The organism is Kitasatospora albolonga, from assembly GCF_039535905.1.
Taxonomy (GTDB): Bacteria; Actinomycetota; Actinomycetes; order Streptomycetales; family Streptomycetaceae; genus Kitasatospora; species Kitasatospora albolonga.
In genome coordinates, this window is record NZ_BAAAYB010000157.1 from 19888 (window position 1) to 38247 (window position 18360).

Below are 18360 nucleotides of genomic sequence, written 5' to 3' on the forward strand. Positions count from 1 at the left end.
GGGGTGCCTCGTGAGCGGGGCGCCCCGACCCTCCGTTCGTCCCCGACTCAGGGAGCCCGATGCCCCCGACGCCCAGCGCCGGCCGCACCCAAGGCCGTGCCGTCGACCCGCTGTTCCTCGCCTATCCGCTGCGCACCCTCGCGGACGCCGCGCTGAGCCGAGCGAAGCAGCTCGGCGTCTCGCACGCCGACTTCCGCCTGGAGCGGGTGCGCTCCGCCTCCTGGCGGCTGCGCGACGCCCGCCCCTCCGGCTCCTCCGACACGGTGCAGCTCGGCTTCGCCGTCCGGGTGCTGCTGGACGGCGCCTGGGGCTTCGCCGCCGGGGTGGACCTGACCCCGGAGGCCGCGCAGCGGGTGGCCGAGCAGGCCGTCGCGGTGGCGAAGCTGTCCGGCGGCATCAGCCGGGCGGCCGGCGGCACCGACCTGGTGGAGCTGGCCGAGGAGCCGGTGCACGCGGACGTCACCTGGGTCTCCTCGTACGAGGTGAACCCCTTCGAGGTGCCGGACGCCGAGAAGACCGCGCTGCTGGCCGACTGGAGCGGGCGCCTGCTGGCCGCCGACGGCGTCTCGCACGTCTCGGCCAGCCTGCTGACGGTGCAGGAGAACAAGTTCTACGCGGACACCGCGGGCACCGTCACCACCCAGCAGCGGATCCGGCTGCACCCCACGGTGGAGGCCACCTCGGTCGACGAGCGCACCGGCGCCTTCGACTCGATGCGCTCGATCGCGCCGCCGGTCGGCCGGGGCTGGGAGTACCTGCTCGGCACCGGCTGGGACTGGGACGCCGAGCTGGCCGAGATGCCCGTCCTGCTGGCCGAGAAGATGAAGGCCCCGAGCGTCACGGCCGGCCACCTGGACCTAGTGATCGACCCGTCCAACCTCTGGCTGACCATCCACGAGTCGATCGGCCACGCCACCGAGCTGGACCGCGCGCTGGGCTACGAGGCCGCCTACGCGGGCACCTCCTTCGCCACCTTCGACAAGCTGGGCTCGCTGAAGTACGGCTCCGAGCTGATGCACGTCACCGGTGACCGCACCGCCGAGCACGGCCTCTCCACCATCGGCTACGACGACGAGGGCGTCGCCACCCAGTCCTGGGACCTGGTCAAGGACGGCGTCCTGACGGGGTACCAGCTGGACCGCGCGATGGCGAAGCAGAAGGGCCTGGGCCGCTCCAACGGCTGCGCCTTCGCCGACTCCCCCGGCCACGTCCCGGTGCAGCGGATGGCCAACGTCTCGCTCCAGCCGGTGGCCGGCGGCCCCGACACCGCGGGCCTGATCTCCCAGGTGGAGAACGGCCTCTACATCGTCGGCGACCGCTCCTGGTCGATCGACATGCAGCGGTACAACTTCCAGTTCACCGGCCAGCGCGCCTTCGCCATCCGCAACGGCGAACTCGCGGGCCAGGTCAAGGACTTCGCCTACCAGGCCACCACCACCGACTTCTGGGGCTCGATGAGCGCCGTCGGCGGCCCCGAGACCTACGTGCTCGGCGGTGCGTTCAACTGCGGCAAGGCCCAGCCCGGCCAGGTCGCCGCCGTCAGCCACGGCTGCCCGTCCGCGCTCTTCCGCGGCGTCAACGTGCTCAACACCCAGCAGGAGGCGGGTCACTGATGCCCATCGTCCACCCGCACGAACTGGTCGAGCGCGCGCTCGAACTCTCCGAGGCCGACGGCTGCGTGGTCATCGCCGACGAGGAGACCACCGCCAACCTCCGCTGGGCCGGCAACGCCCTGACCACCAACGGGGTCACCAAGGGCCGCCGGCTCACCGTGATCGCCACCGTGGACGGCGCCGAGGGCACCGCCTCCGGCGTGGTGGCCGCGGAAGCCGTCACCCTGGACGAGGTGGAGGCGCTGGTCCGCTCCGCCGAGGCCGCCGCCCGCGCGGCCGGCCCGGCCGAGGACGCCCAGCCGCTGCTGCCGTCCCGGGAGTCCTCCGCGGCCCCTCACCAGAAGAGCTTCACGGCTCCCCCGGCCGAGACCTCCATCGAGGTCTTCACCGCCTTCGCGCCGGCGCTCGGCGAGGCCTTCGCCCGGGCCCGCAAGGAGGGCCAGCTGCTCTACGGCTTCGCCCGCCACGAGGTGGTCTCCAGCTACCTGGGCACCTCCACCGGCCTGCGGCTGCGCCACGACCAGCCCACCGGCACGGTCGAGCTGAACGCCAAGACCGAGGACCTGTCGGCCTCCTCCTGGGTCGGCGCCGCCACCCGGGACTTCACCGACGTGGACGTGGCCGCCCTGCACGCCGAGGCCACCAAGCGCCTCGGCTGGGGCCGCAAGAGGATCGACCTGCCGGCCGGCCGGTACGAGACCCTGCTGCCGCCGACCGCCGTGGCCGACCTGATGGTCTACCTGAGCTGGTCCTCCGGCGGCCGGGACGCGTCCGAGGGCCGGACGGTCTTCTCCAAGGCCGGCGGTGGCACCCGGATCGGCGAGCGGCTCAGCGAGCTGCCGCTGACGCTCCGTTCGGACCCGGCCCAGCCCGGCCTGGAGGCGGCGCCGTTCGTGCTGGCGCACTCCTCCAACGGCGACAGCTCGGTCTTCGACAACGGGCAGCCGCTGACGGCCACCGACTGGATCAAGGACGGGGAGCTGGCCCACCTGCTGACCACCCGTCACACCAGCGGCCTGACCGGCCTGCCGCTCACCCCCGCGATCGACAACCTGGTGCTGGAGACGGCCGACCAGGACGCCGCCCCGACCCTGGACGAGATGATCGCCCGGACCGAGCGGGGCCTCCTGCTCACCTGCCTCTGGTACATCCGCGAGGTCGACCCGGCCTCGCTGCTGCTCACCGGGCTGACCCGGGACGGCGTCTACCTGGTGGAGAACGGCGAGGTCGTCGGCGCGGTGAACAACTTCCGCTTCAACGAGTCCCCCGTGGACCTGCTGGGCCGCATCACCGAGGCGGGCAAGACCGAGCCCTGCCTCCCCCGTGAATGGGGCGACTGGTTCACCCGGGCGGCCATGCCGCCGGTCCGGGTGCCGGACTTCAACATGAGCTCGGTCAGCCAAGCGAGCTGAGGAGTAGCGGTAACGATGGACGAGAAGCGCGGCGTACGGGTCTCCAAGACCCTCTCCCGGGTCCTGCGGCACGACCCGGCCTCGATCGGCATCACGCTGGACGAGGCCGGGTGGGTCCCGGTGGACACGCTGCTCGACGCCCTGCGCCGGAAAGGCACCCGGATCACCCGGGACGAGCTGGACCACGTGGTGGCGACCAACAACAAGAAGCGCTTCGCCTTCTCGGAGGACGGCTCGGCGATCCGGGCCAGCCAGGGGCACTCGGTGGCGGTCGACCTCGGTCTGGCCGCCGCCGAGCCCCCGGCGGTGCTGTACCACGGCACCACCGGGGCGCACCTGGACGCGATCTTCCGCGAGGGCCTGCGCCCGATGAGCCGTCAGGACGTGCACCTGTCGGCGGACACCGAGACGGCCGTGCGGGTCGGTTCCCGGCACGGCCGTCCGGTGGTGCTCACGGTGGACGCGGCGGCACTGCACGCGGCCGGCCACGAGTTCCGGATCTCCGCGAACGGCGTCTGGCTGACCGACGCCGTGCCGCCCGGCTACCTCGGCCGGCTGCCGGCCTGAGGCCGCGTCAGGCGCCGGTCAGGACTTCTTCCGGGAGCTCCAGACCGGCGCCACCACCACGATCAGCAGCACCGCCGCACCGAGCTGGAAGGCGTGCCGCCACCAGTCGAAGCCCCGGGTGTCGGCCACCCCGAACAGGTGCGCCACCAGGTTCCCGATGATCGCCCCGACCATGCCGAGCACCATGGTCAGCCAGAGCGGGATGTCCTGCTTCCCGGGGATCAGCAACCGGGCGATGCCGCCCAGGATCAGACCCTCGATCAGCGCCGAGATGATCGCCCACATAGTCAGCTCCCGGAGGCCGCGGCCGCCGACCCTCGGCGGTGCTCCTCCCCGTGGATCACAGTTTTTGCCCCGTACGGCCCACCCGCACCCCGGGTGGGCCGTTCCCGTGCCCCCACCCTCCTGTACGGGCGTGGGCGGGCGTACCGTGAGATGGCCGCACCGGGCCGGAGTGCGGGGGCTGACGAGGGCGGTTAGAGGCATGGGCAAGCGGGACGAGGTCTTCCGGATCACCCGGGCGCGGAGCAGTCTGAGCGAGGACGTCCGCGGGCGCCAGCGCCGGTACGTGATCTCGATGCTGGCGCGCACCCTCTGCGTGCTGCTCGCGGTGGCGATGTGGAACGTCGAGCGCTTCGTCGCCTACGGCGCGCTGGCCGGCGCGGTGCTGCTGCCGTACTTCGCGGTGCTGATCGCCAACGCGGGCCGGGAGAAGGCCCCGGGCTTGCCGAGCACCTTCGCGATCCCGGCCGACACCCCCCTGATGCTCGGCCCCGGCGGCTCCGGTGGCGGCGGCGACCAGGCGCGCAGCTGAGGCTCATGCCCGGTTTGACGGCTGTTCAGCCGATTTGCCGGACAGAAAGCTCAGAACAAGCTCAGATTAATCTCGACGGAACCTAGCCACGCGGGCCGCCTGGCGTGACATACTGCGTACGCGCTCCGCATCCCCCGTCGGAGCGACTGACCGACGCCGGGCGGCTCCCCCCGTGGCTGCCCGGCGTCGTCGTGTTCGGGTACTGGGAACGGCAGCTCCATGGACAGCCCCTCGATCAACCTCTTCGGCCCGGCTGACGGCCCGGAGGGTCCGCCGGTCTGCTCGGCGAAGGGCTGCCGTCAGCCCGCCGTCTGGGTGCTGGTGTGGAACAACCCGAAGCTGCACACCCCGGACCGCAAGAAGACCTGGCTCGCCTGTGAGGACCACCGGGAGAGCCTGGGCCAGTTCCTCGGCGTGCGCGGGTTCCTGAAGGACACCGTCGCCCTCGCCGACTGGCAGGAGCCCGAAGGGGCCTGACGCCCCCTCAGCCACCGATGGCGACCGCAGCGTCAGTCACCGATGGCGACTGTGCCGTCAGCCGCCAATGGCGACCGTTCCGTCAGCCGCCAATGGCGGACATCGGCCGGTCGGGCTGGAGGAAGTCCGGGTCGTCGATCCCCGCGCCCGCCTTCTTGCCCCACATCGCCGCCCGCCAGAGCGCGGCCAGCTCGGCGTCGCCGGAGCCGTCCCGCAGGGCGGTGCGCAGGTCGGTCTCCCCGGTCGCGAAGAGGCAGTTGCGGACCTGGCCGTCGGCGGTCAGCCGGGTGCGGTCGCAGGCCCGGCAGAACGGCCGGGTGACGGAGGCGATCACGCCCACGGTGGCCGGGCCGCCGTCGACCAGCCAGCGCTCGGCCGGGGCGGCGCCGCGGATCGAGGAGGGCTCGGGGGTGAGCTCGAAGCGGGTGCGCAGCTGCTCCAGGATCTCCTCGGCGGTGACCATCTGCGACCGGTCCCAGCCGTGCTGGGCGTCCAGCGGCATCTGCTCGATGAAGCGCAGCTGGTAGCCGCGCTCCAGGCACCAGCCGAGCAGGGCGGGCGCCTCGTGCTCGTTGACCCCGCGCATCAGCACCGCGTTGAGCTTGACCGGGGTGAGCCCGGCGGCCTCGGCGGCGGCCAGACCGTCCAGCACGTCGTGGTGACGGTGACGGCGCGTCAGGGTGTGGAACAGCTCCGGGTCCAGGGTGTCCAGCGAGACGTTCACCCGGTCCAGGCCGGCCGCCTTGAGGGCGGTCGCGGTCCGGGCCAGGCCGATGCCGTTGGTGGTGAGGGAGAGCTCGGGGCGGGGCTCCAGCGCGGCGCAGGCGGCCACGATGCCCACCAGGCCGGGGCGGAGCAGCGGCTCGCCGCCGGTGAACCTGACCTCGCGGACGCCGAGCTCACGGACCGCGAGGGAGACCAGGCGGACGATCTCCTCGTCCGTCAGCAGCTCGCTCTTGCCGAGCCACTGCAGACCCTCTTCGGGCATGCAGTAGGTGCAGCGGAGGTTGCAGCGGTCGGTCAGGGAGACCCTGAGGTCCACGGCCTGCCGGCCGTAGGTGTCGAGGAGCACGGTGCTCGGCCCCCTTCCCTGGAGCGCGACTGGCCCGGCCGCCGGTGTCGGCGGGCCGGGCCAGCTTAACGCCGCGATCCCTCGCGGCCGCTCCGTATCCGGTGGGCGGGACCGACCGGCTGCGACTAGGTCAGCTCCTGTCAGTGTGCTCCCAGTCCGGTGAGCGAGCGGACCTCCAGTTCGGCGGCCTTGGCCGGGTCGGCCTGCTCCTTGGACAACACGGTGCCGAGCCAGCCGGCCAGGAAGCCGATCGGGATGGACACCAGGCCCGGGTTCTCCAGCGGGAACCAGTGGAAGTCGCTGTGCGGGAAGAGCGAGTTCTTGCCGCCGGAGACCACGGTGGAGAAGAACACCAGGGTCACCGAGCTGATCAGGCCCGCGTAGACCGAGCTGACCGCACCGGTGGTGTTGAAGCGCTTCCAGAACAGCGAGTAGAGCAGGGTGGGCAGGTTGGCCGAGGCGGCCACCGCGAAGGCCAGCGCCACCAGGGCGGCGGTGTTGAGCTTGTCGGCGAAGAGGCTGAGCACGATCGCCACCGCGCCGATGCCGATCGCGGCCAGCTTGGCCGAGCGGACCTCCTCCTTCTCGTCCGCCTTGCCCTTGCGGATCACGTTGGCCCACAGGTCGTGGGCGAAGGAGGCCGAGGAGGCCAGGGTGAGACCGGCCACCACGGCCAGGATGGTGGCGAAGGCGACGGCCGAGATGACGGCCAGCAGGATCGCACCGCCGGTGGTCCCGGCGCCGCCGCCGAGGTTCTCGGCCAGCAGCGGGGCAGCGGTGTTCCCGGCCGCGTTGGAGGCCTTGATGGTCTTCGGTCCGACCAGGGCGGCGGCACCGAAGCCCAGGGCCAGGGTCATCAGGTAGAAGCCGCCGATGATGCCGATCGCCCAGAGCACCGACTTCCGGGCCGCCTTGGCGGTGGGCACGGTGTAGAAGCGGACCAGGATGTGCGGCAGGCCCGCGGTGCCGAGCACCAGGGCCAGGCCCAGGCTGAGGAAGTCCAGCTTGCTGGTGCCCGTCGCCCCGTACTTGAGGCCGGGCTCCAGGAAGGCCGAGCCCTTGCCCGCCTGGTCGGCGGCGGCCTGCAGCAGGTGCGAGACGTTGAAGTCGAACTTGGCCAGCACCAGGACGGTCATCAGCGCGGTGCCCGCGATCAGCAGCACGGCCTTGACGATCTGCACCCAGGTGGTGCCCTTCATGCCGCCGATGGCGACGTAGATCACCATCAGGGCGCCGACCGCGACGATGGTCCAGCGCTTGGCGCCGTCCCCGCTCACCCCGAGCAGCAGGGCGACCAGCGAGCCGGCGCCGACCATCTGGGCCAGCAGGTAGAAGATCGACACCACGATGGTGGAGATGCCCGCCGCGGTGCGCACCGGGCGCTGGCGCATCCGGAAGGCCAGCACGTCGGCCATGGTGTAGCGGCCGGAGTTGCGCAGCGGCTCGGCCACCAGCAGCAGGGCGACCAGCCAGGCCACCAGGAAGCCGATGGAGTACAGGAAGCCGTCGTAGCCGAAGAGCGCGATGGCCCCGGCGATGCCGAGGAAGGAGGCGGCGGACATGTAGTCGCCGGAGATCGCCAGGCCGTTCTGGAAGCCGGTGAAGCCGCGGCCGCCGGCGTAGAAGTCGGCGGCGTCGTTGGTCTGGCGGCCGGCCCAGATCGTGATGCCCAGGGTGGCGAGCACGAAGAGGCCGAACAGCGTCATGGTCAGGCCGCGGTGCTCGGTGGCCGCGGTGGCGAGGTGGGTGGTGGCGAGGGCGTTCATTCGGCGGCCTCCCGCGGGCTCACGACGGTGGCGCGCTCGCGGATCGCGGCGGCCTTCGGGTCGAGTCGGCGGTCCGCGTACCGGGCGTACCAGGCGGCGATGCCGAAGGTGGAGGCGAACTGGAGCAGGCCGAGCAGCAGGGCCATGTTGATCGCGCCGAAGAGCTTGATCGCCATGAAGTCGTGGGCGTAGCTGGAGAGCAGCACGTACAGCAGGTACCAGAGCAGGAAGCCCGCCGTGACCGGGAAGACGAACCCCCGGAACGCCCTCCTCAGGGCGGCGAACTCCTCGCTCTGTTCGATGAGTTGGACTTCCGTGGGCGTCGCGTCCTCGGCGGTCGATGGGGTTTCCACTCGGCGTCTCCTGTGATGTGTCGGCGGCACAGTGGGGAACGAATGGACGTGAGGGGCGTCACAGTCGTGATGCCGCTGCATGGTAGGGCCTGCTGAGGCGGGCACGACAGACCCCGGGCCGAGGTTGGGCCGCACAACATCAAGAAGGCGGCACCGCCGCAGCGGTACCGCCTTCTTGATGGTGCGTCAGGCGCCGGCGCCTCAGAAGCTGATCCGGACCTTCAGCGCCTCGCGGTCCTCCATCGCCCGGTAACCCTCGGGGACCTCGTCCAGGCCGACGGTGCGGTCGAAGACCAGACCGGGCTCGATCCTCCCGGCCAGCACGTCCGCCAGCAGCTCGGGGATGTACGCGCGGGCCGGGGCGACACCGCCGCCGAGCCGGACGTTGCGGTTGAACATCTGGCTGATGTCCACGCCCGCGCTGCCGCCGTGCGGCACGCCGACGTAGCCGACCCCGCCGCCGTCCCGGGTGATCGAGATCGCGGTGCGCATCGACTCCTCGGTGCCGACCGCCTCCAGCACGGCGTGCGCGCCCTGACCGCCGGTCAGCTCGCGGACGGCCTCGATCGCGGCCTCGCCGCGCTCGGCCACCACGTCGGTGGCGCCGAACTTGCGGGCGATCGCGGTGCGGGCCTCGTGCCGGCCGAGCGCGATGATCCGCCCGGCGCCCAGCCGCTGGGCCGCCAGCACCCCGCACAGGCCGACCGCGCCGTCCCCGACCACCGCGACGGTGGAGCCGGGGCGCACGCCCGCGGCCAGCGCCGCGTGGTGGCCGGTGCTCATCACGTCGGAGAGCGCCAGCAGGTGCGGCAGCAGCGCCTCGTCGGTGGCCGCCTCCTTGGGCAGCCGCACCAGCGTGCCGTCGGCGAACGGCACCCGGACGGCCTCGCCTTGGCCGCCGTCGGAGCCCGGCTCGCCCCAGAACCCGCCGTGCGGACAGGAGGTCTGCAGGCCCTCCCGGCAGTAGTCGCAGACGCCGTCGGACCAGACGAAGGGGGCCACCACCAGGTCGCCCGCCTTCACCGTGGAGACCTCGGAGCCGACCGCCTCGACCACGCCGAGGAACTCGTGCCCGATCCGCTGGCCGGGCTGACGCTTCGCCACGCCGCGGTACGCCCAGAGGTCGCTGCCGCAGATGCAGGCGTTGAGCACCCGGACCACCGCGTCGGTGGGCCGGCTGACCTGCGGGTCGGGCACCTCCTCGATCCGGATGTCGTGGGGGCCGTGGATGACGGTGGCGCGCATGAGGGGTCTTCCTTCGTGCTGGTGTTCAGGTGGTGCCGTCCGGTAGGACGTTCTTCCTCCCCCACGGTATTCCTGATGGATCCCGATGTCGGGTTCGCCACTTTCCGCGCCCCCACCGCCGCTGAACGGGCCGTTCGGCCATCGGTGTGGGCGCGCGCCCTTAAAGTGGTTCTCCATGTACGCGATCCAGCCCCCGGACGACGAGCCCTCCTGGGCCGCGCCGTTCCCGGCCCAGCGCACCCCCGAGGACGGCCCCGGCTTCGCCGTGGTCGACGTCGAGACCACCGGCCTCGGCCGGCAGGACCGGGTGATCTCCGCCGGTGTCTACCAGCTGGACGCGCACGGCGAGGTGACCGACCACTGGTACACCCTGGTCAACCCCCAGCGCGACCCCGGGCCGACCTGGATCCACGGCCTCACCAGCGCCGCCCTGGCCGACGCCCCGACCTTCCCCGAGGTGGCCGCCGAGTTCGCCGAGCGGCTGGCCGGGCGGGTGATGGTCGCCCACAACGCGCTCTTCGACTGGAACATGATCTCGCGCGAGTTCTCCCGCGCCGGGCTGCGCGCCCCGGTCGAGCAGCGGATCTGCACCATGGTGCTCTCCCGCGACCTCGGCCTGCCGCTGCCCAACGGCAAGCTGGCCAGCCTCGCCGCCCACTTCGACGTCCAGCAGCGCCAGGCCCACAACGCGCTCGACGACGCCCGGGTGCTGGCCGAGGCCTTCCGCCCCAGCCTGCTGCTGGCCCGTCAGTTCGCCATCCCGCTCCCGCTCACCACCTGCGTCGCCGTCACCGACTTCGACGACTCCCCCGCCCCGGCCTCCGCCGGGCGCTCCTACGGCTCCTCCTACCGCCCCGGCCGCAAGCGCCCCGCCTGCCCCTACCCCAACCCGGGGCGCTGGGTCGACGGCCGCCCCCTGATGCAGGGCATGCGGGTCGCCATCACCGGAGACACCGCCACCGACCGCGAGCTGCTGGAGGACCGCGCCATCGAGGCCGGCCTCCACATCGCCTCCTCCGTCAGCCGGCTCACCAGCCTCCTGGTCACCAACGAGGCCGACAGCTGGAGCGGCAAGGCCCGCAAGGCCCGCGAGTACGGCACCCCGGTCATCGGCGAGGACGCCTTCCTCCACCTCCTCCGCGAGGTCGCTCCGCACGAGGCGTAGGACCGGGGCACGTGGTCGAGCGGCCGGGGGCGCGAGGAACTGCGCGAGTCCGGAAGGCGGACCGGCGTGGGATCGGGGCAGGCGAGCCAGTTGCACGTGGTGCCGTTCCCCCGCGCGCAGTTCCTCGCGCCCCTGGGTCGCTGCCCTGCCGACCCACTTGCGGACCCCGGTGTGTGATCGCGGTGTGAGTGCGCGTAGTTTGCCGATGTGTACCGTTTTCTGCTGTCCCGGCGCTGGGCGCTCATCGCCCTCCTCGTGCTGCTGCTGATCCCGACCATGGTCCGGCTGGGCTTCTGGCAGTACCACCGCCACGAGGCCCGGGTCGCCCGGAACGAGCTGATCGCGCAGAGCCTGACCGCCCCCGCCGTCCCCTTCGACTCGTTGTCGCGCCCCGGTGCGGCCGTCCCGAAGGACCTCACCTGGCGGACCGTCAACGCCACCGGCCAGTACGACCCGGCGGCCGAGTTCGTGATCCGCAACCGCACGGAGCCCGGCGGCAGCAGCATCGGCTACTTCGTGATCACGCCCCTCCGGCTGGCCGACGGCGCCGGCACCGTCCTGGTCAACCGCGGCTGGGTGGACTCGGCCGGGGACGCCACCAGCTACCCCACCGTCCCGGCCCCGCCCGCCGGCCAGGTGAGCGTCACCGGCCGGCTGCGCGCCGACGAGTCTGCCGAGAGCAAGAGCCTCAAGGCCCGCGGCAAGCTGCCGGACCGTCAGTACCAGCTGATCAGCAGCACCGAGCAGGCCGAACGCCTGGGCACCCCCGTGCTCGGCGGCTTCGTCGAGCTCACCACGTCCTCCCCCGCCCAGGGCGACTCGCCGCTGCTGCTCGCCGAGCCCGACCACTCCTCGATCGGCCCGCACATGGCGTACGCCGTGCAGTGGTGGCTGTTCGCCGGCCTGCTGCCGGTCGGCCTGGTGGTGCTCGCCCGCCGCGAGGCCCGCGAGCGGGCGGCCACCGCCGCGAAGGCCGCCGGGACGGCGGACGTGAACGCACCGGAACCGGTCACTCCCTGACGCTCCGTTTGCGGCAGGATGTGCCCCATGGATCTCGGACTTCAGGACAAGGTGTACGTGGTCACCGGGGCGACCCGCGGCCTCGGCTTCGCGACGGCGCGCGAGCTGCTCGCCGACGGCGCCCAGGTGGTGATCAGCGGCCGCACCAAGGAGGCGGTGGAGACGGCGGCCAACGCCCTGGGCGCGCCGGGCCGGGTGCTCGGCGTGGCGGCCGACAACGCGGACCCCGGGGCGGCGGCCCAGCTGGTCCACGCGGCGGTCAACGAGTTCGGGCGGCTCGACGGCGTCCTGGTCAGCGTCGGCGGCCCTGCGGCCGGGACGGTGCTGGAGACCACCGAGGCGCAGTGGCAGTCGGCCTTCGAGTCCGTGGTGCTCGGCGCCCTGCGGATCGCCCGCACCGCCGCCGCCTCGCTCACCGAGGGCGGGGTGATCGCCTTCGTGCTCTCCACCTCGGTCCGTCAGCCGGTGCCCGGCCTCGGCATCTCCAACGGCCTGCGGCCGGGCCTCGCGATGGCCGCCAAGTCGCTGGCCGACGAGCTCGGCCCGCGCGGCATCCGCGTCCTGGGCCTGCTGCCCGGCCGGATCGCCACCGACCGCCTGCGCGAGCTGGACGCCCTGAGCGGCGACCCGGAGGCGGCCCGGGCGCGGGCCGCCGCCACCATCCCGCTCGGCCGCTACGGCACCCCGGAGGAGTTCGGCAAGGTCGCCGCCTTCGCGCTCTCCCCCGCCGCCTCGTACCTGACCGGCGTGATGATCCCCGTCGACGGCGGCGCCCTGCGCGCCCTCTGAGCCCGCGACCGGCCGCTCCGCCGCAGGGGCAGCCGTCGTCCCGGGCCCTCTCCCGGGCCGTCTCCCACCCGCCGACGGGCAGGACGAGCCGCCTCGTCCCCCGTCGGCGTGCGGGCAGAGGCCCCGTGCGGGTGCTCAGGTCACCCGGGGTCTGGTCCCGGCCCGCCTGGGCGGGGCGGGCGGCCGGACCACGCGTAGCCGCAGCTCGGCCGGGAGGTCCCGGGCCAGCGTGGTGCGGGCGTGGGCGAGCGGTCCGTCGTGCAGGTGCTCCAGGGTCGCGGCCGGGTCGGCGTCCGGGGTGAGCCGGACGGCGGCGCACAGCCGCAGCCGCTTCGGGGTGCCGGTCAACCGGGCCCGTACCCGGGCGACTTCGGGCAGGGCGATGGTCTCGGTCTCCACCGCGTCGGCCAACGCCTTGGCCCGCAGCCGCAGGGTGAGCCCGGGGGCCGCGACGGGCAGGGTGACGGCCGTGGGGCCGCTGCGGCGGGCCTGGGCGAACAGCCACCACAGCCCGCCGGCCACCGCGAGCCCGAGCACCGCGAAGACCACCGGCCACCACCAGGCCTCACCGGACCACCTGGTCCGCGAGGCGTCGCTGAACACCGGCTGGTCCGGCGAGGTCAGCGGCCACCAGGACGGCGGGGTCCACCCGAGCCGCCCGTAGAGGTCCAGGCCGCCGGCCAGCACCAGCACGCCGCCCGCCAGCAGGGCCGCACCGGCCAGCAGCAGGACCGCGCGGTTGACCGTGGCCCGGCTCATCGGCTCCCCCGTCGGGTCCGTACGTCCAGCCGGTGCTCCCCGGCCAGCGGCACCTGGGCCAGCTCGGCCCGCAACTCCCGCTCCACGGCTGCCGGTTCGGCCGCGCCGTCGATCCGCACCACGGTCCGGCCGCGCCCGGTGCGGACCTTCACGGAGTCCACCCCGTCGATCCGCCGGGCCCACCGGGTGACCAGCGCGGAGACCCCGGCCCGGTCGATCACCGCACCCGGCCGGGTCAGCGGCAGCCAGCGCCGCTGACCGGCCGTCAGCGCCAGCACCAGGCAGCCCAGCCCGAGCAGCACGGCGGCCCCCGCCGCGATCAGCACCACCGGATCGTCCAGGTGACGCCGCGCCAGCTCGTCGGCGGTCTCCGCGCGCCACGGCCGCGCCGTGCGTCCGGCCCGCACCGCCGCCGCGTCGTACAGCAGCGCCCCGGCGACCACCAGCCCGGCGACCACCACCAGCCCGGCCCAGAAGGTCCGGTCCGAGCGCAACCGCCGCGCCCCGGCCGGGGGCCGGTCCCCCGTCAGCTCACCGGCCACGCGGCACCAGCCGCTCCACCACGACCACCACCTCGCCGACGGTCCGCCCGGTCAGCTCCGACAGCCGCTCCTGCACGGCCGCCCGCACCCGCTCGGCCAGCGCCGCCAGATCCGCCGGAAAGGGCAGCTCCACCCCGACCGTCAGCCGCACCTCACCGTGCTGCTCCACCACCGAGGTGCGCTGCACCGTGCCGTCGTCCTCGGCCAGCGCCTGACGCGCCGCCAGCGCGGCGAGCCGGGTGAACACCCGGTCGGCGATCCGCAGCTGGCCGCGCTGGGGCGCCGGCACCGGAACCGCGGTGGTCAACGACGCCGGTCCCGGCCGCGCAGCAGCTCGCTCAGGTCACCCAGTTCGAGGTCACCGTCGATCAGACGGCCGGCCACGAAGCCGACCGCACCGAGCGCGGCCACCAGCAGGAAGGCGGCGAACCCGCCGAAGTACCCGGCGAAGCCCAGGGCCATCCCCACCACCAGCCCGATCAGGCCGAGATTCACGCCGTTCCCCTTCGCTCTCCGGTCTACTGCACCCTGGCCCGACGGCCGCTCTCGGCCTCGGCCTGCTCCTGCTCGTCCTCGTCCGGCTCGTCGGGCAGGTGGACGTCGTTGACGGCGATGTTCACCTCGACCACCTCCAGGCCGGTCATCTTCTCCACCGCCGCGACGATGTTGGCCCGGACCTCGGCCGCCAGCTTGGGGATCACCACGCCGTACTCCACCACCAGGGCGATGTCGATCGCGGTCTGCTTCTCCCCCACCTCCGCCTTGATCCCCCGGCCCACGCTCGACTTCCCGCCGGGCACCCGGTCCCGCATCGCCCCGAAGGTCCGGGAGAACCCGGACCCCAGCGCATGGATCCCGGTCACCTCGCGGGCGGCCATGCCGGCGATCTTCTCGACCACGCCGACGGCCAGGGCGGTGCGGCCACGCTCCTCCGCCGCCGCGGGCTTCGCGGTGTCGTTCTTGGCCAGGGCGGCGGGCGTCGGGCTCTCGGGCATCAGTGGGCTCCTCGCGGTACGGATCCAGCTATATCGCAAACCAGCCCAACTCTGACATTCCGCCACGGGTCGCGCCCGCTCTGAGGACCGTACGGCCCAGTGGTCCCCGCTCGCGCCCCGGTTGGCGCCCCTCAGGGGCGCGAGGAACTGCGCGAGTACGGAAGGCGGCTCAGCGCTTGATCGGGGCATGCGAGCCAGTTGCACGTACTGCCGTTCCCCCGCGCGCAGTTCCCCGCGCCCCCGAGGGCGTAACCACTACCGAAAAGGGCCCGCCCCCGGGGTGGGAACGGGCCCTTCGTGAGGGGGCGTCAGTCGCCGAGGCCGGCGAGGTCGCGGAGGCGGCGGGCCTGGGCGGCGCGTTCGGCGGTGCGCTGCTCGTCGTAGGTGCGGGTGGCGGCACCCTGGAGGAGGGCCTTGGTCTCGATGACGGCGCTGCGCGGGGCGGCGAGCAGCGCGGCCGCGAGGTCGCGCGCCGCGGCGTCGAGCTCGGCGGCGGGGACGGCGAGGTTGGCCAGCCCGGTGGCCACGGCCTCCTCCGCACCGACCTGCCGGCCGGTCGCGCAGATCTCCAGGGCCCGGGCGTAGCCGACGAGTTCGGTGAGCGGCTTGGTGCCGGCCAGGTCGGGGACCAGCCCGAGGGAGGTCTCCTTCATGCAGAACCGGACGTCGTCCGCGACCACCCGGATGTCGCAGCCGAGCGCCAGCTGGAAGCCGGCCCCGACCGCGTGGCCCTGGACGGCGGCGATCGAGATCAGGTCGGGGCGGCGCCACCAGGTGAAGGCGTCCTGGTAGGAGGCGATGGTCTCGTCGAGGTCCTTGTCGTCCGCGGCGGCGAGCTGGAGGAAGTTCCGCTCCCCGGGGATGCCCTCGGGAGTGAACATGGCCCGGTCGAGCCCGGCGGAGAAGGAGGGGCCCTCACCCCGCAGCAGCACCACCCGGACGGTGCCGGGCAGGCTGCGGCCGATGGCGGTGAGCGCACGCCACATGGCGGGCGACTGGGCGTTGCGGCGGTCCGGGCGGCAGAGCGTCACCACGGCGGTGTCGCCCTCGACTTCGAGCCGGATCCCGGCCTGCTCCAGGAGTTGCGGGTCGAGGTCGACGGCGGGGCTGGTCATGAGCGGTACCTCCGGCAGCGGGGTGACTGGCTACCGGAGAGTAACAAAAACCGGCACCGCCGGACAGTGCCCGTTCGGGGCCGCCCGCGGTGCCGGGAACGACGATCGGCGGTCCGGGATTCCGGCCGCCGATTCGTCTGGAGCTGGGAGCTGAGTGGTGATGCGTGCGCGTGTGCGGCGATCAGCCGCGTGGTCCTACGGACGTGCCGGCGCTCGGGTCAACTGGCGCTGCCTTGCCGGACCACTGGCCCGACGGTCCGTCAGGAACCGGAAGTCGCAGCGGTCTTGCCCTTGCCTCGGGTGGCACCGCCACGGCCCCGGAGATTGACCCCGGACTCGCTGAGCATGCGGTGCACGAAGCCGTAGGAACGGCCGGTGGATTCCGCGAGCGCGCGAATGCTCGCTCCGGAGTCGTACTGCTTCTTGAGATCGGCCGCGAGCTTCTCACGCGCGGCACCAGTCACCCGGCTGCCCTTTTTCAGAGTCTCGGCCACCCGTGCCTCCTCGTAACTGTGCTGCTCGGTCAGATTCCCATGATCACCCATAGCCAGGCTCCTGGCCACCCATTCGACAAGGTCGATACCGGGAAAGCGCAGTCTGCCGGTCGTGATCGCAGCGCACAAGGGCGCTCACCAAGAGTGCTCGCGCCCCCTCGGACGGCACACGAGGGGATGGGGTGAAGAGAGAAAGAGCTGATCAGCACGGGCGGGCGGGGGGATGAACACCGCCCGGACACGAGTGGAACTCCTCAAACGGAATCCGGGAGTCTCCCATTCCCGGATTCCGTCAGAGACCGGCTTTTCTACGTCGGATTAGTGAGGAGGCGTCTACTCGGCCCCTCACCCGGGCACTCAGGCCAGCGAGACCAGGTCCGCGTAGTCGGCGCTCCACAGGTCTTCGACGCCGTCCGGGAGCAGGATGATCCGCTCCGGCTGGAGCGCCTCGACCGCGCCCTCGTCGTGGGTCACCAGGACCACCGCACCGGTGAAGGTGCGCAGCGCGCCGAGGATCTCCTCGCGGCTGGCCGGGTCGAGGTTGTTGGTGGGCTCGTCGAGCAGCAGCACGTTGGCGGAGGAGACCACCAGGGAGGCCAGCGCCAGACGGGTCTTCTCGCCACCGGAGAGCACCCCGGCCGGCTTGTCGACGTCGTCGCCGGAGAACAGGAAGGAGCCGAGGATCTTCCGGATCTGCACCAGGTCGGTGTCGGGGGCGGAGGAGCGCATGTTCTCCAGCACGGTCCGCTCGGGGTCGAGGGTCTCGTGCTCCTGCGCGTAGTAGCCGATCTTCAGGCCGTGGCCCGGGATCACCTCGCCGGTGTCCGGCTGCTCGACGCCCGCGAGCATCCGCAGCAGGGTGGTCTTGCCCGCGCCGTTGAAGCCGAGGATGACCACGCGCGAGCCGCGGTCGATGGCCAGGCCGACGTCGGTGAAGATCTCCAGCGAACCGTAGGACTTGGAGAGGCCGCTGGCGGTCAGCGGGGTCTTGCCGCACGGGGCCGGGTCCGGGAAGCGCAGCTTGGCGACCTTGTCGGAGACCCGGGCCTGCTCCAGGCCGGAGAGCAGCTTCTCGGCGCGGCGGGCCATGTTCTGCGCGGCCACCGTCTTGGTCGCCTTGGCGCGCATCTTGTCGGCCTGGGCGTTGAGGGTGGCGGCCTTCTTCTCGGCGTTGGCCCGCTCGCGCTTGCGGCGCTTCTCGTCGTCCTCGCGCTGCTGCTGGTACTGCTTCCAGCCCATGTTGTAGATGTCGATGGCGGCGCGGTTGGCGTCCAGGTAGAAGACCTTGTTGACGACCGTCTCGACCAGGTCGACGTCGTGCGAGATGACGATGAAGCCGCCCTTGTAGGTCTTCAGGAAGTCGCGCAGCCAGACGATCGAGTCGGCGTCGAGGTGGTTGGTCGGCTCGTCGAGCAGCAGGATGTCGGAGTCCGAGAAGAGGATCCGGGCCAGCTCGACGCGGCGGCGCTGACCACCGGAGAGGGTGTGCAGCTCCTGGCCGAGGATGCGGTCCGGCAGGCCGAGCGCGGCGGCGATGGTGGCGGCCTCTGCCTCGGCGGCGTAGCCGCCCTTGGTGAGGAACTCGGTCTCCAGGCGGGCGTACTTCTTCATCGCGTTGTCGCGGGTGGCGCCCTTGCCGTTGGCCATCCGCTCCTCGTTCTCGCGCATCTTCTTGAGCACGGTGTCGAGGCCGCGGGCGGAGAGGATGCGGTCGCGGGCGAGGACGTCCAGGTCGCCGGTGCGCGGGTCCTGCGGCAGGTAGCCGACCTGGCCCGAGCTGGTCACGGTGCCGGCGGCGGGCAGGCCCTCGCCGGCCAGGACCTTGGTGAGGGTGGTCTTGCCGGCGCCGTTGCGGCCGACCAGGCCGATCCGGTCGCCGGGGGCGATCCGGAAGGAGGCGGACTCGATGAGGACGCGGGCACCGGCACGCAGTTCGAGCGCGTTGGCAGCAATCATGGCTGTGGGTACTCCTGGGACTGGCGGGGGCAGCGGACGGCGGGCATCTGGCGGGCGCTGCGCGCGCTAATGCCGGGAGGGAACAGCCATGCGGGCCAGTCTACCGGCAGCCCGGAGGAACCCCGGAAGGATTAAACCTCCGGAGCCGAGGTGCAGCCGGCGTGAGTGGTTGCGCACCGCAGGGGCGCGGGGAACTGCGCGCGGGG

At 72.8% G+C, this 18360-nt stretch carries 21 protein-coding genes; 8 read left to right on the top strand and 13 right to left on the bottom strand.

What is annotated here, in order from left to right; genetic code table 11:
* Nucleotides 1-59 precede the first annotated feature (59 nt).
* The 3 genes from ABD946_RS40655 to ABD946_RS40665 are packed head-to-tail and all read left to right on the top strand — an operon-like array spanning nt 60 to nt 3592.
* Complete coding sequence (locus ABD946_RS40655; protein ID WP_345290746.1) at nt 60-1613, top strand: TldD/PmbA family protein; 1554 nt, start codon at nt 60-62, stop codon at nt 1611-1613.
* On the top strand, nt 1613-3025 hold the full coding sequence (locus ABD946_RS40660; RefSeq protein WP_345290747.1) for a metallopeptidase TldD-related protein: 1413 nt from the start codon (nt 1613-1615) through the stop codon (nt 3023-3025). The genes ABD946_RS40655 and ABD946_RS40660 overlap by 1 nt, the downstream gene beginning before the upstream one ends.
* Before the next feature lie 15 nt (nt 3026-3040).
* Entirely contained in the window at nt 3041-3592 is a 552-nt protein-coding gene (locus ABD946_RS40665; RefSeq protein WP_345290748.1) for an RNA 2'-phosphotransferase, read from the top strand.
* Nucleotides 3593-3610: 18 nt separating this feature from the next.
* Here ABD946_RS40665 and ABD946_RS40670 read toward each other — a convergent pair whose 3' ends face one another.
* Nucleotides 3611-3877 carry a GlsB/YeaQ/YmgE family stress response membrane protein gene (locus ABD946_RS40670; protein WP_345290749.1) on the bottom strand — a complete coding sequence of 89 codons (267 nt, stop codon included), beginning with the start codon at nt 3875-3877 and terminating at the stop codon, nt 3611-3613.
* A gap of 199 nt (nt 3878-4076) precedes the next feature.
* On the opposite strand from ABD946_RS40670, the gene ABD946_RS40675 reads away from it, so the two are divergent.
* Together ABD946_RS40675 and ABD946_RS40680 are read left to right on the top strand one after the other, a co-directional pair.
* Entirely contained in the window at nt 4077-4406 is a 330-nt protein-coding gene (locus ABD946_RS40675) for a DUF3099 domain-containing protein (RefSeq protein ID WP_345290750.1), read from the top strand.
* Nucleotides 4407-4625: 219 nt separating this feature from the next.
* Complete coding sequence (locus ABD946_RS40680; protein WP_345290751.1) at nt 4626-4883, top strand: hypothetical protein; 258 nt, start codon at nt 4626-4628, stop codon at nt 4881-4883.
* A gap of 82 nt (nt 4884-4965) precedes the next feature.
* Here ABD946_RS40680 and moaA read toward each other — a convergent pair whose 3' ends face one another.
* From moaA to ABD946_RS40700, 4 genes are all read right to left on the bottom strand, one after another.
* Nucleotides 4966-5955 carry a GTP 3',8-cyclase MoaA gene (gene moaA, locus ABD946_RS40685; RefSeq protein ID WP_345290752.1) on the bottom strand — a complete coding sequence of 330 codons (990 nt, stop codon included), beginning with the start codon at nt 5953-5955 and terminating at the stop codon, nt 4966-4968.
* 140 nt (nt 5956-6095) lie between these two features.
* A complete protein-coding gene (locus ABD946_RS40690) occupies nt 6096-7721 on the bottom strand; it encodes a solute symporter family protein (RefSeq protein ID WP_345290753.1) in 1626 nt (541 codons plus the stop codon).
* Nucleotides 7718-8074, bottom strand: coding sequence for a DUF485 domain-containing protein (locus ABD946_RS40695; RefSeq protein WP_345290754.1), 357 nt, complete (start codon nt 8072-8074; stop codon nt 7718-7720). The genes ABD946_RS40690 and ABD946_RS40695 overlap by 4 nt, the downstream gene beginning before the upstream one ends.
* 201 nt (nt 8075-8275) lie before the next feature.
* Nucleotides 8276-9319 carry a zinc-dependent alcohol dehydrogenase family protein gene (locus ABD946_RS40700; protein ID WP_345290755.1) on the bottom strand — a complete coding sequence of 348 codons (1044 nt, stop codon included), beginning with the start codon at nt 9317-9319 and terminating at the stop codon, nt 8276-8278.
* A 175-nt stretch (nt 9320-9494) separates the two neighbouring features.
* Here ABD946_RS40700 and ABD946_RS40705 point away from each other — a divergent pair, with 175 nt between their 5' ends.
* From ABD946_RS40705 to ABD946_RS40715, 3 genes are all read left to right on the top strand, one after another.
* Nucleotides 9495-10484 carry a DEDDh family exonuclease gene (locus ABD946_RS40705; protein WP_345290756.1) on the top strand — a complete coding sequence of 330 codons (990 nt, stop codon included), beginning with the start codon at nt 9495-9497 and terminating at the stop codon, nt 10482-10484.
* Nucleotides 10485-10691: 207 nt separating this feature from the next.
* Entirely contained in the window at nt 10692-11504 is an 813-nt protein-coding gene (locus ABD946_RS40710; protein WP_345290757.1) for an SURF1 family cytochrome oxidase biogenesis protein, read from the top strand.
* A gap of 27 nt (nt 11505-11531) precedes the next feature.
* Complete coding sequence (locus tag ABD946_RS40715) at nt 11532-12293, top strand: SDR family oxidoreductase (RefSeq protein WP_345290758.1); 762 nt, start codon at nt 11532-11534, stop codon at nt 12291-12293.
* 135 nt (nt 12294-12428) lie between these two features.
* On the opposite strand, the gene ABD946_RS40720 is transcribed toward ABD946_RS40715, so the two are convergent.
* The 8 genes from ABD946_RS40720 to ABD946_RS40755 form a co-directional block, all read right to left on the bottom strand.
* Nucleotides 12429-13052, bottom strand: a complete 624-nt coding sequence (locus tag ABD946_RS40720) for an Asp23/Gls24 family envelope stress response protein (RefSeq protein ID WP_345290759.1) — start codon at nt 13050-13052, stop codon at nt 12429-12431.
* The gene (locus ABD946_RS40725) at nt 13049-13594 is read right to left on the bottom strand and encodes a DUF6286 domain-containing protein (protein ID WP_345290760.1); all 546 of its coding nucleotides are present in this window, start codon (nt 13592-13594) and stop codon (nt 13049-13051) included. Before ABD946_RS40725 ends, ABD946_RS40720 begins: the two co-directional genes overlap by 4 nt.
* Nucleotides 13584-13901, bottom strand: a complete 318-nt coding sequence (locus ABD946_RS40730; RefSeq protein WP_345290761.1) for a hypothetical protein — start codon at nt 13899-13901, stop codon at nt 13584-13586. Before ABD946_RS40730 ends, ABD946_RS40725 begins: the two co-directional genes overlap by 11 nt.
* Nucleotides 13898-14089, bottom strand: coding sequence for a hypothetical protein (locus tag ABD946_RS40735; RefSeq protein ID WP_345290762.1), 192 nt, complete (start codon nt 14087-14089; stop codon nt 13898-13900). Before ABD946_RS40735 ends, ABD946_RS40730 begins: the two co-directional genes overlap by 4 nt.
* 23 nt (nt 14090-14112) lie before the next feature.
* Nucleotides 14113-14589, bottom strand: coding sequence for an Asp23/Gls24 family envelope stress response protein (locus ABD946_RS40740; protein ID WP_345290763.1), 477 nt, complete (start codon nt 14587-14589; stop codon nt 14113-14115).
* 308 nt (nt 14590-14897) lie between these two features.
* Nucleotides 14898-15704: an enoyl-CoA hydratase/isomerase family protein gene (locus ABD946_RS40745; RefSeq protein WP_345290764.1), complete on the bottom strand. Its 807-nt coding sequence runs from the start codon at nt 15702-15704 to the stop codon at nt 14898-14900.
* A gap of 260 nt (nt 15705-15964) precedes the next feature.
* A complete protein-coding gene (locus ABD946_RS40750; protein ID WP_345290765.1) occupies nt 15965-16198 on the bottom strand; it encodes a helix-turn-helix domain-containing protein in 234 nt (77 codons plus the stop codon).
* A gap of 357 nt (nt 16199-16555) precedes the next feature.
* A complete protein-coding gene (locus ABD946_RS40755; protein WP_345290766.1) occupies nt 16556-18154 on the bottom strand; it encodes an ABC-F family ATP-binding cassette domain-containing protein in 1599 nt (532 codons plus the stop codon).
* Nucleotides 18155-18360 lie beyond the last annotated feature (206 nt).